This is a genomic window from Microbacterium sp. SA39 (genome assembly GCF_000967865.1).
Classification (GTDB): domain Bacteria; phylum Actinomycetota; class Actinomycetes; order Actinomycetales; family Microbacteriaceae; genus Microbacterium.
Genome location: NZ_JXRU01000034.1, coordinates 23,580 through 36,190 on the forward strand (window position 1 = coordinate 23,580; position 12,611 = coordinate 36,190).

At 70.1% G+C, this 12,611-nt stretch carries 6 protein-coding genes; 3 read left to right on the plus strand and 3 right to left on the minus strand.

Annotation, left to right across the window (positions count from 1 at the left end):
* Positions 1-39 precede the first annotated feature (39 nt).
* The gene (locus RS85_RS10075) at positions 40-750 is read left to right on the plus strand and encodes an MBL fold metallo-hydrolase (protein ID WP_046013329.1); all 711 of its coding nucleotides are present in this window, start codon (positions 40-42) and stop codon (positions 748-750) included.
* Here RS85_RS10075 and RS85_RS10080 read toward each other — a convergent pair.
* From RS85_RS10080 to RS85_RS10090, 3 genes are read right to left on the minus strand one after another with little or no spacing between them, the layout of a single operon-like run.
* Positions 747-1,340: a cysteine hydrolase family protein gene (locus RS85_RS10080; protein WP_046013330.1), complete on the minus strand. Its 594-nt coding sequence runs from the start codon at positions 1,338-1,340 to the stop codon at positions 747-749. The genes RS85_RS10075 and RS85_RS10080 overlap by 4 nt on opposite strands.
* Positions 1,337-2,779: a purine-cytosine permease family protein gene (locus RS85_RS10085; protein ID WP_046013507.1), complete on the minus strand. Its 1,443-nt coding sequence runs from the start codon at positions 2,777-2,779 to the stop codon at positions 1,337-1,339. Before RS85_RS10085 ends, RS85_RS10080 begins: the two co-directional genes overlap by 4 nt.
* A gap of 46 nt (positions 2,780-2,825) precedes the next feature.
* The gene (locus RS85_RS10090) at positions 2,826-4,115 is read right to left on the minus strand and encodes a M18 family aminopeptidase (RefSeq protein ID WP_046013331.1); all 1,290 of its coding nucleotides are present in this window, start codon (positions 4,113-4,115) and stop codon (positions 2,826-2,828) included.
* A 168-nt stretch (positions 4,116-4,283) separates the two neighbouring features.
* On the opposite strand from RS85_RS10090, the gene RS85_RS10095 reads away from it, so the two are divergent.
* Both RS85_RS10095 and RS85_RS10100 read left to right on the plus strand, forming a co-directional pair.
* The gene (locus RS85_RS10095) at positions 4,284-11,609 is read left to right on the plus strand and encodes a DUF11 domain-containing protein (RefSeq protein WP_046013332.1); all 7,326 of its coding nucleotides are present in this window, start codon (positions 4,284-4,286) and stop codon (positions 11,607-11,609) included.
* 131 nt (positions 11,610-11,740) lie between these two features.
* The gene (locus RS85_RS10100) at positions 11,741-12,604 is read left to right on the plus strand and encodes an EamA family transporter (RefSeq protein ID WP_046013333.1); all 864 of its coding nucleotides are present in this window, start codon (positions 11,741-11,743) and stop codon (positions 12,602-12,604) included.
* The last annotated feature ends 7 nt before the right edge of the window (positions 12,605-12,611 follow it).

Here is a 12,611-nt window from a genome sequence, read left to right on the forward strand (position 1 = left end):
GTAACGTAGCCATTGCAAACCTCTTCGGAAGGAATCCCCGTGAAACTCGCCCCGCACGTGCACCGACTCGGCAACGACATCGTCGCCTCGTACCTCATCGACCTGCCCGAGGGGATCACCCTGATCGACGCGGGGCTTCCCGGCCACTGGAACGATCTGCAGCGCGAGCTCGAGGCGATCGGGCGTCCGCTGTCCGACATCAAGGGCCTCGTGCTGACCCACGGCGACGGCGACCACATCGGATTCGCCGAGCAGCTGCGTCGAGAGACGGGAGTGCCCGTGTTCATCCACGCGGCCGACGCCCACCGGGTGCGTACCGGAGAGAAGCCCAAGACGCCGATGGGCCCCGCACGCCTCGGCGCGACGCTCGGCTTCTTCGCCTACGGCATCCGCAAGAACGCGCTGCGCACGCATCACGTCGCGGAGGTCGTCGAGGTCGGCGACGGAGACGTGCTCGACCTGCCGGGCGCGCCGGTCATCATCGGGATGCCGGGGCACTCGCCCGGGAGCATCGGCGTGCACGTGCCGGTCGCCGACGCGGTCTTCGTAGGAGACGCCCTCACCACGCGCCACGTGCTCACCGGCAAGGTCGGCGCGCAGCCCGCGCCCTTCACGGATGAGCCCGAGACCGCGATCGCGTCGCTCGACCGCCTCGCGACGGTGTCGGCGTCGTGGGTGCTGCCCGGGCACGGCGCGCCCTGGCAGGGATCGCCCGCCGACATCGCGGCGGCCGTGCGGGCGTCGGGCTAACGCCCGGCGAGGACGGATGCCGTGTCGCTCACGGTGATCTGCGGCGGGTAGAGCCCCATCACCTGGAGCGCGGCGGCGTGGTTCTCGGCCGTCGAACCCGCGCAGGCATCGGCGGCGACGGTGATGTGTGCTCCGGCATCCGCCGCCGCCAGTGCCGTCGAGATCACGCAGCAGTCGGTCGAGACCCCGGCCAACACGACGTGCGCTCCGCGGCCGAGGAGAGCCTCGATCTCGGGTCCCCACTTTCCGAACGTCGGCAGATCCAGGGTCGGATGCGGCGACAGCCCGGCCGCCTCAGGAACCAGGTCGTACAGCGGATCCGTCGGCGGCTGGTCGGCGAACGGCCACGCGGCGAAGTACGCGCCCCACGACGTTTCGCGGTCGGCCGTCGGCATCCATCGCGTCACGATGACGCGCTCGCCGAAGGACTCGGCCAGGGCGCGGATGCGCGGCATCGCGTCGGCGAAGAACGGCGATCCCCACGCGGAGTCGGGCGAGGCGAAGATCGCCTGCGGGTCGATCACGACCAGCCAGGTGGTCGGCGTTTCGTCTCGTCGCTGCGCTCCTCGCTCAACGACCGGGTCGCTCATACCTCTTCCTGCCGCCGGATCTTCGCCGCCCGGGCGAAGTACGTCACGACGAACGACAGCACCAGGGCGAAGAAGACGCCGAGGTTCGCGTACGCCCAGTCGCCCTCTTTGCCGCCGATCAGGAACAGCAGGTAGCCCTGCCAGTTGTTCCACGGGGCGTCGGCGGCGAAGTTGTTGATCACGAAGCCCCAGCCGATCACGCTGGCGACGATCATGGTGCCGATCGAGGTCCAGTCCCAGGCGCCGTAGCGTCCGCTGCTGTCGAACAGCGCGTCGTCGTCGTAGTCCTTCTTCCGCCGCAGGATGTCGGCGATCAGGATGCCGGCCCACGACGCGAGCGGCACGCCGAGCGTGATGAGGAAGCTCTGGAACGGTCCGAGGAAGTCGGTCGCGAAGAACACCACGAAGATCGTGCCGATCGTGAGGATCACACCGTCGATCGCCGCTGCGGACGGGCGTGGGATGCGGATGCCGAGGCTGAGCAGCGTCAGCCCGGAGGAGTAGATGCCCAGCACCGCGCCCGACACGAGTGCGAGCACGGCCGTGAGCAGGAACGGCACGAGCACCCACGTCGGGAGGATCGACGCGAGAGCGCCGATCGGATCCGCGGCGATCGCGTTCATGAGGTCTTCGTCGGATCCGCCGAGCAGCAGGCCGAACACCACCAGGATCACGGGCGCCACGGAGCCGCCGATCGTGTTCCACGCGACGATCGCCCCGTCGGATGCCGTGCGCTTCTGGTACCGCGACCAGTCGGCTGCGATGTTGATCCAGCCGAGGCCGAAGCCGGTCATCACCATGACGAGGGCGCCGATGACCTGGCCGATGCCGCCGGCCGGCCGCGCCATGACGGCGGCGAGGTCGATGCTGGGCGCCGCGAGGATGATGTACAGCACCGTCACGACCCCGGTGATCCAGGTGAGCACCGACTGCAGCTTCATGATCGTGTGGTACCCGAGAACGGATGCCACGACGATGAGCGCCGCCACGATCATGGTCGCGATGATCTTCAGCGCGATGCTGTCGCCGTCGCCGCCGAGCTGCGTGATGATCGTCGCGGTGGCGAGCACGGCGAGGATCGCGAGGAAGGTCTCCCAGCCGATCGAGGTCAGCCACGAGATGATGCCGGGCACCTTCTGACCTTGCACGCCGAAAGCGGCGCGGGAGAGCACCATGGTCGGGGCCGAGCCGCGTTTGCCCGCGATCGCGATGAGTCCGCACAGCAGGAACGACACCACGATGCCGATGATCGACACGAGCGTCGCCTGCCAGAAGGAGATGCCGAAGCCCAGGACGAACGATCCGTACGACATGCCGAAGACCGACACGTTCGCCGCGAACCACGGCCAGAAGAGGTCCCGTGGCTTCGCGGTCCGCTCGGACTCGGGGATGATCTCGATGCCCGCGCGCTCGATGAGAGCAGGCTTGATGTCCGTCATGAGCAACATCTTGGCACTGCGCGGGCGCCGCAGGGCGGCAATCGGGTCAGGCCGTGAAGAACGACTCCGCGGTGCGGGTGAGGTCGTAGAGGTCGGAGACCCCGGCGAGTTCCCGCGCCGAGTGCATCGACAGGATCGGGATGCCGACGTCGACCGTGCGGATGCCGAGGCGTGCGGCTGTGATCGGACCGATGGTCGAGCCGCACGGCACGGAGTTGTTCGACACGAATGCCTGCGATTGGACGCCGACCCGCTCGCACCATGCCAGCCAGGCTGCGGTGCCGACGGCATCCGTCGCGTAGCGCTGGTTCGCGTTGAGCTTGAGGATCGGGCCAGACCCGAGCACGGGCTGCACGACCGGGTCGTGCTTCGCGACGTAGTTCGGGTGCACGGAGTGGCCGACGTCGCTCGAGAGGCACCACGACGATGCGAAGGCGCGACGGCGCTCGGAGGCATCCGCGCCGAGGCCCGCGTAGAGGCGCTCGAGCACGTCCTCGAGGAACGGGCCGGCGGCTCCCGACCGGGATGCCGAGCCGAGCTCTTCGTGGTCGAACGCGGCGAGCACCGCGATCGGTGCCTTGGTGCGGGTGCGGTCGGCGATCTCGGTGAGAGCGACGACACCGGCGTGCACGGAGGCGAGATCGTCGAGCCGTCCGGAGGCGAAGAACTCGTCGTCCTTGCCGAAGACGGCGCCGCGCGCGGTGTCGGCGAGCACGACGTCGTAGCCGCGGATGTCGGATGCCGACACCTCGACGGACTCGGCGAGCTCGGCGAGGATGTCGGCCTGGGTCGGGTCGCCGAGACCCCAGACGGGCTGCGTCTCGTTCTGCTTGTCGAGCGCCAGACCGTTGTTGACGCCGCGGTCGAGGTGGATGGCCAGCTGCGGGAGCCGCAGCAGGGCGCCGGTCTCGGCCAGCACCACGCGGCCGTCCGCGAGGGCGAGTCGGCCGGCGAGGCGCAGTTCGCGGTCGAGCCACGAGTTCAGCAGCGGGCCGCCGTACACCTCGACGGCGGCCTGCAGCCAGCCGCGGGTGCCGGTCGTCGGCTGGGGCTTCAGCTTGAAGCCGGGGGAGTCGGTGTGGGCTCCGAAGACGTGCGCGGGGGTCGTCGCCGCGGCATCCGTCGGCACCACCCACGCGATCGTGGCGCCGTCGCGGACCACGACGAAGCGTCCGCCGGCCTGCGCGGGCCACGCCTCGTCCTCCTGCAGACGGGTGAAACCAGCCCTCTCCAGACGCCGCGCGACCTCGGCCGCCGCGTGATAGCTCGACGGCGAGGCGCCGACGAAGTCGGCGAGATCCTCGGCGTGGGCGAGTGCATCCGGGGTGACGGGCATGGCGACCTTCCTGCAGAAAAGCGTGTCCTTCGATCGTAGGTGGAGCCGCGATCGTCGCCCGCCAACCAATATGATGCTTTGGCGCTGGCGCTTGGATACGCTCCGCTCAGGGGGGAGTCCGTCCGCTGCGCGCTCGGGCCTTCCTTGACGAGATTCAAGGAGAACGACGTGCCCGAACACGCCACCTCACGCATCCGGCGACTCGTGGCCGTTGCGTCGGCGACCCTGCTGGTCGCGGCCGGCCTGACGTCAGCCGCGGTCGGCATCGCGCCGACCTCGGCGGACGCCGCGCAGAACCCGACCAGCTGCCAGGGGACGGTCGCGCTCGTGAACGGCGGCTTCGAAACGCCGGCTGTGCCCGCCTCGACGTTCCGGCTCGTCGCCGAGGACGCTGTGCCCGGGTGGTTCACGAATGACAGTCGGAACCAGATCGAATTCTGGGGCGGCGGCTTCCAGGGCGTCCCTGCCGCCGAGGGCCGGCAATTCGTGGAGCTGAACGCCAACACGGCGAGCCTGCTCTATCAGGACATCGCCACGTCGCCGGGACAGACCTTCGGGTGGTCGCTCAAGCACCGGGGGCGCAACGGCACCGACGTCATGCGCGTCGTGATCGGTGCGCCCGGTGGCGTCCTGACGCAGAACGGGCCGAACCTCTCCGACGGTTCCGGGGCGTGGGGATCGCATGCGGGCACCTATGTGGTCCCGGCGGGTCAGACCGTGACACGGTTCGGATTCGAAGCGGTCAGCTCTGCCGGCGGCAACCCCTCGGTCGGCAACCTGCTCGATGACATCGCCTTCGGCACCGGGCCCTGCCTGATCACGACGAAATCGGTCACCAACGTCACGCGCGGCGGGACCGGCACACAGGTCGGAGACGTGCTCCGCTACACCGTGGCCACCCGGAACGACGGCGGAAACCCGGCGCTGCAGACGGTCTCCACCGACGCGCTTCCCGCCGATGTGGATCTCGTCACCGGTTCGATGCGCATCATCACCGGGCCCGGCGTCGGCCCGCAGACCGACGCGGCAGCCGACGATCGGGCCGAGTACTCCGCGGGCGATCGCACCGTGCGTGTGCGCCTCGGCGGCGGCGCCACGTCATCGGCCGGCGGCTCTCTCGCGGTCGGCACCAGCACCAGCTACTCCTTCGAGGTGAAGGTGACGGCATCGGCTGCGGCGAGCACCATCGTGAATGAGGCTCGGGTGGCGTATCGCGACACGGTGGCGGTCCCGAACCTGGACCGCACGTCGACGAGTGAGGAAGCGCGGACCGTGGTGGCCGCCGCCGCCGACCTCGCGATCACGAAGACGCTCGACACCGATCCGCTGGTCGCCGGGCTGCCCGCGACGTTCACGATCGACGTGACCAACGATGGTCCTCAGACGGCGACGGGAGTGACGGTGACGGATGCGATCCCGGCCGGTCTGCTGAACGCCACGGCCGCACCCACCCGCGGCTCCTGCACGCTGAGTACGACCATCAGCTGCGCGCTGCCCGATCTCGCCGTCGGCGAGAGCGCGTCGGTCATGGTCACGGGCATGGTGGCACCGGGCGTGGACCCCGGCGCGGCGTTGACGAACACCGCGTCGGTCGTCGGATCACGTACCGACCCCGACCTCGCGGACAACACCGCGTCCGCCTCGGGGACGGTTACCACGGTCACCGATCTCTCCGTCCAGAAGACCTTCAGTCCGGCATCGCCCGTCGCCGGTCGGAACCTGACGTACACCGTGACCGCTCGGAACACGGGCCCCTCGGAGGCTCGCGATGTCCGTCTCACCGATCCGCTCGACCCCGGCGAGGTGTTCATCGCCGCGACGCCGCAGCAGGGCACCTGCGCGATGGCGAACGGCGTGCTCGACTGCGAACTCGGCACTCTCGCACCCGGGGCGACCGTCGTGACGACCATCGAGGTGCGGGTCGCCCCAGGCACGAGTGCCGTCGTGCAGAACTCCGCGAGCATCACGTCGAGCACGAGCGAGGCCGATCCGAGCGACAACGTCGCCTCGGTCGGCTTCCAGCCGACCATCATCGCGGATCTGTCGGTGCAGAAGACGGCATCCGCCGCCGAGGTCGCGGCCGGTGACGCCCTGGACTTCGAGATCGCCGTGAGCAACCTCGGGTCGGCGGATGCGGTCGGGGTGACTCTCGACGACACCCTTCCGAGCGGTCTCAGGGTCACCGGCGTCGATGCGCCGGCCGGCGCGGACTGCACGTTCAGCGACGAGTCCCTCCGCTGCCTCTGGGCGACGTTCCCGGTCGGCGGACCGTCGACCGTCGTCGTGCACGCCGCGGTCGCCGCCGACGCGCCGGCCGGCACGCTCATCAACACCGCCTCGGTGGTCTCGCCGTCGCAGGACCCGGACGCGACGAACAACGCGGACTCCGCCCGGGTCGAGGTCACGCAGAGCGCTGATGTCCGTGTGCAGAAGTCCGCCGCCGCCACGCCTGTTCCCGGTTCGTCCTTCGACTACAGGATCGCCGTCGCGAATGACGGCCCGTCTACTGCTCGGGGCGTGACGGTGACCGACGTGCTGCCCGTCGGATTCACGTTCGCCGGGAGCGAGGGCGACTGCACCCTCACGGTCGGTACTCTGACCTGTGGCTTCGGCGACCTCGCGCCAGGAGGCTCAGCAACGGTCACCGTGTCGGGGACCTGGGCGGTGGGACAGACGGGAGCGGTCAGCAACACCGCCACGGTCGGTTCGGCGACGTTCGACCCGGACAGCTCCGATGACGTCTCCACCGACGAGCGTCGTCTCGCGCCGAGCGCCGATGTGGTCGTCGGCAAGACGTCGTCCACGCCGACCGTCCCCCGGGGCGGTCAGGCGGTCTTCGTCGTCAGCGTGCGCAACGACGGCCCGTCGGCCGCCGCCGACGTGGTGGTCGCCGAGACGCTTCCGCCCGGACTGACGCTCGCCTCGGCTGTTCCCTCGACGGGATCCTGGTCCGCAGGCGATGCCCTCTGGACAGTCGGGATGCTGATGCCCGGCGCGTCCGCGACCCTGACCGTGACGGCGGATGTCGTCGGCGAGGGAACACTCACGAACACGGCGACCGCGACGTCGCAGACGCCGGATCCGCGTGCGTCGAACAACGTGGGCTCCGCGACGGTCGTCGCGACGCCGACGGCGGACCTCTCGATCGTCAAGACGGCGTCGGCGACCCCTGCGTCGATGAACGGGCCCCTCGACTACACGATCGTGGTCACCAACGCGGGCCCGAGCGCCGCCTCCGCCGTGCGGGTCGGCGACGTGCTGCCGACCGCGCTGCTGACACCGTCGACGTCCACCCCGGGATGCACGATCGTCGCGGGCACGCTCGAGTGCACGGTCGCATCCCTCGCCGCCGGGGCCAGCCTCACCGCTCGCGTGACGGGGACGGTCGATCCGGCTACGGCGCAGACCGCCCTGTCGAACACGGCGACGGTGACCTCCACGACGTCCGACCCCCGCCCGCAGGACAACGCCTCCACGGTCGTCGTGCCGGTGACCGGGACACCGCGCGTCGAGCTCGTGAAATCGGCATCCGCGCCGGTCGACATCGATGCCGACGAACGGGTCGATGCCGGTGACACGGTCGCCTATGCGTTCACGATCAGGAACACCGGCGACGTCACGCTCACGGGCGCCGCGCTCGACGACCCGCTTCTGGGTGGCGCCGTCACCTGTCCCGGGTTCACCACTCCGCTGGCGCCGGGGCGGGAGGCAGCCTGCGGCCCGGTCGCGTACACGCTGACGCAGTCGGACCTGGACCGTGGCACCATCCGCAACGATGCATCGGTGGTCGTGCAGTCCGCACGGGGCAGCTCGACCGACACCGCATCGGCCACCGTGACGATCCCGGCCGTGAACGGCATCGCCCTCAGCAAGTCCCCGAGCGTCATCGTCGACGCGAACGCCAGCGGACAGGTGGACGCGGGCGACGAGATCGACTACACGTTCACCGTCACGAACACCGGGACGACCACGCTCTCCGGCGCGCGGATCACCGATCCGATGCTCGGCGGCGCCGTGCTCTGTGCAGACCTCGTCGGCGCCGCGTTCGCTCCGGGAGCGGTCGTCACGTGCGACCCTGTGGCTTACACGCTGGTGCAGGCCGACATCGACGGAGGGGCGGTGGCGAACACGGCATCCGTCACCGCGTCCGCGCCGACCGGCGACGTGACCGACGCGGCGGCGGCATCTGCCGACCTCGATCGCACGGCCGGCCTGGACTTGATCAAGACCGCAGGCGCCGTCCAGGATGCCGACGGCGACGGGCTGGTCGGAGCCGGTGACACGGTGGCGTACTCCTTCTCCGTGCGCAACACCGGCACGACCACGCTCACGGGCGCTGAGATCATCGATCCGCTGCTCGGCGACGGCACGCTCTGCGACCAGGGCGCCTTGGCGCCGGATGCCGTGGAGGAGTGCGGTCCGTTCCTCTACACCCTCACTCAGAGCGACATCGAGGAGGAACGCGTTCTCAACACGGCCGTCGTCGCGGCATCCAGCCCTCTGGGGCAGGTGACCGACGAGTCGTCCGCCGTCGTGATCATCGACGCGACGAGCGCGGTGGAATTGACGAAGACACCCGGTGCTCCCGTCGACGAGAACGCCGACGGCAGGATCGGTGCCGGCGACGCCGTCGCGTTCTCCTTCACGGTGCGCAACACCGGGACGACGCTGCTGCGCGACCTCGCGATCGATGATCCGCTTCTCGGCGGAGTGCTCGACTGCCCCGCTCTGGATCTTCTCGAGCTGGTCCCTGGCGCCCAGGCGGAGTGCGGCCCGGTCGGCTACGAGCTGACGCAGCCGGATGTCGAGGACAGGGTCGTGCGCAACGCCGCGACCGTGTCGGGGGACAGCATCCTCGGGAAGGTCGAGAACGAGGCGACGGCGGAAGTCGAGGTCACCGGGCTGAGCGGACTCGCCGTGACGAAGACCGCCTCGACGGTGATCGACACGGTCGGCGACGGCCGGGTGGGCGCAGGCGACACGATCGAGTACACGTTCAGGGTCGAGAACACCGGCACCACCGTTCTCCGCGACGGTCGGATCGACGACCCGCTCCTCGGTGGTCGGCTCGACTGTCCGGCGCTGGACGCCGAGGAGATCGCCCCGGGGGAGGACGTCGGATGCGGCCCCGCCGTCTACACCCTGACGCAGGCGGACATCGAGGCGAAAGTCGTCCGCAACACGGCGGCCGCGTCCGCGGACAGCGTGCTCGGTGGCGCGGAGGGGGACGCATCGGCTGAGGTGGAGTTCGCCGGAACCGGCACCCTCGAGCTCACCAAGACGCCGGGGGCAGTGACCGACACGGTCGCGGACGGACGGACCGGCGCAGGAGACACGATCGGATACACCTTCACGGTGCAGAACACGGGAACGGTCATCCTCCGCGACGTCGTGATCGACGACGCGCTGCTCGGCGGAGCGGTCGACTGTCCGGTGCTCGAGGGGCTCGAACTGATGCCAGGGACATCCGTGACCTGCGGGCCCGTCCCGTATGCGCTGACCCAGGCGGATGTCGATGCGGGCACCGTGCGGAACGCGGCGACCGTCGCCGCCGCATCCACGGTCGGTGCCGTGGACGACAGCACGACTGCGGATGTCCTCGTCCCGGGAATCGACGGCATCAGCCTCACGAAGGTCGCGAGTGCCGTGGTCGATGCGGACGGCGATGGTGCGATCGGCGAAGGTGACACGGTCGCCTACACGTTCACGGTGACGAACACGGGGACGACGACGCTGAGCGCCGCAGAGCTCTCCGATCCGATGCTCGGCGGAACGGTCGACTGCCCCGCGCTCGACGGGGTCATGCTCGCTCCCGGCGCGGGCGTCACGTGCGCCGCCGTCCCGTACGCTCTCACGCAAGGGGACGTCGACGAGGGTCAGGTGCGCAATGAGGCGTCGGTGCGGGCCGAGGCGCCCGGCGGCACGACCGTCGGCGACTCGGCTGCGGTCGATGTCGGCGTCGTCGGCGCAGCGGGCATCGAGGCGCGCAAGTCCGCAGGAACCGTGAACGACGTGACCCGCGACGGCGCCGTCGGGGCCGGCGACACCGTCGCGTTCGCGTTCACGGTGCGCAACGTCGGCACGACGACGTTGCGGGACCTCGTGATCGACGATCCGCTGCTCGGCGGCGTCATCGACTGCCCGGCCCTCGAAGGCCTCGAGCTGGCGCCGGACGCCGAAGCCGTATGCGGTCCGGTGGAGTACACGCTCAGTCAGGAGGATGTCGAGAACGAGGTCGTTCGGAACACGGCCACGGCCGCCGGGCGCAGCCCGCTCGGTGCCGTGGACGACGAGGCGACCGTGATCGTGGGAATCGATGCCACGAGCGCGGTCGAACTCGCGAAGATCCCCGGCGCGATCGTCGATGTGGACGACGACGGGATGATCGGTGCGGGGGACACCGTCGGATACAGCTTCACGATCCGGAACACGGGCACGGCGATCCTCCGAGACCTCGTACTCGACGATCCGCTGCTCGGCGGAACGCTCGACTGCCCGGCGCTCGCCGGTCTCGCGCTCGCTCCGAGAGCGGAGGCGAGCTGCGGCCCGCTGTCGTACACGCTCGTGCAGAGCGATATCGACGCGGGGATCGTGCGCAACGTCGCTGACGTCCGGGCGAAGTCCTCCGCCGGCGAGACCGAGGTCTCCGCGGCGGCCGAGGTGATCGTCTCCGGATCGGGCCGATTCACCCTGCAGAAGTCGGCCGCAGTCGTTGAGGATGCGAACGGGACGGGACGGACGGATGCCGGTGACACCATCGCCTACACGTTCGCCGTGACGAACACGGGGACGACGACTCTCTCCGGCATCGCGGTCGCCGACGAGCGCCTCGACGGTGACGTCGCGTGCGACGTCACCCGCCTCGCGCCGGACGAGGCGACGGTCTGCTCGGGTCCGCCGGCCGTGCTCACCCAGGCGGAGATCGACGCGGGCGAGATCGTGAACACGGCGACGGCCACGGCGATCGGTGCCGGCGCCGAAGCGCTGTCGACAGCGTCGACCATCCGCACACCGTTGGAGAATCAGCCGGCCGTCGCCCTGGCGAAGACCGGGGGAGAGTACGTAGACGAGAACCGGAACAGCCGGATCGACGCCGGAGACACCGTGGCGTTCCGGTTCGCGGTGACGAACACCGGCGCACGGACCGTGACGGATGTCGTCATCGACGACCCGCTGCTGGGTAGATCGCTCAACTGCGAGATCGCCGATCTGGCCCCCGGAGGCACCGCGGACTGCGGGCCCGTGCGCTACCGCCTGACCGCAGCCGACGTGGCCGCGGGTGAGGTCGTGAACGTCGCGACGGTTCGTGGGTCGGCGGGTGGTCTCGCGGTGACCGCGTCGGCCACGGCATCCGTCGATGTGACCTGGCTGGCGGCGACCGGCGGGGTGATCACCGGCGTCGGCTGGGCGCTCGCTCTGGCCGCCGCAGGCGCGCTCGTCCTGTTCATCTCGCGTTCTCGACGATCAGCTAGGGTGTACCGCGATAGCGCCTAGGGTTCCGGGGTTCGCGCCCGTCTGGTCCGAGCGGCGCCACGGCTCTCCTCCACAGGAGGGCCGTCATCTGACAGGACAAAAGCCCGGAGGACCCTGTTCGTCGCGCCCGCGCCGAACGGAAGGGTCTCGTCATGTCCCCCCTCGCTTTCGCCCTCGTCTTCGGGGCGGCCATCGCTCACGCCGCCTGGAACGTGATCGCCCACGGCGTCAGCCGTGCCGGGTTCCCCTTCCTGTGGTGGGGCGCCGTCTCCAGCACCGTGGTGTGGATCGGCGCCGTCCCGTTCACCGGTGGGCTCGGTACCGACGATCTCGGCTCGTTCGCCCTCGGTGTGGGCGTCTCCGCGACGCTGCACGTCGGCTACATGGTCGTGCTGCAGCGCGGATACCGCGAGGGCAACCTCTCCACGGTGTACGCGACCGCCCGCGGCACCGGGCCGTTCCTCTCGGTGATCGTGGCGGTGCTGCTCCTCGGCGAGCGTCCCTCGATCATCGCCCTGGTCGGGGTGGCGGCGGTCATCGTCGGAGTCGTGGCCATCGGCCTCGTGGATCGCGGTCGCGGAGCAGGGTCGCGTCGCATCGACCCGGGCCTGCTCTTCGGGCTGCTTACGGGTGTCGCGATCGCGGTCTACACGATCTGGGACGCGCACGCCGTGCGCTCCTGGAACCTCTCGCCCGTCGCGTTCATGGTGGGCACCACCCTGTTGCAGGTGCCGTTCTACTCCTTCGCCGTGCGACGGCGCTGGGATGCCGTGTGGGCGCTCGGCCGGCTGCACTGGCGGCGCATCCTGGTCTTCGGCATCCTGTCGCCGCTGTCGTACATCCTCGTGCTGACCGCCATCCAGATCGCGCCCGTGGCGCTCGTGGCTCCGCTGCGCGAGGTGAGCGTCGTGCTGGTGAGCCTGTTCGGGGTGATCGTGCTGCGGGAATCGCGGCCGTGGTGGCGGATCGCGGCCTCGCTGGTCGTGGTGCTCGGGATCGTGCTGCTCGCAGTGTGACCGGGCG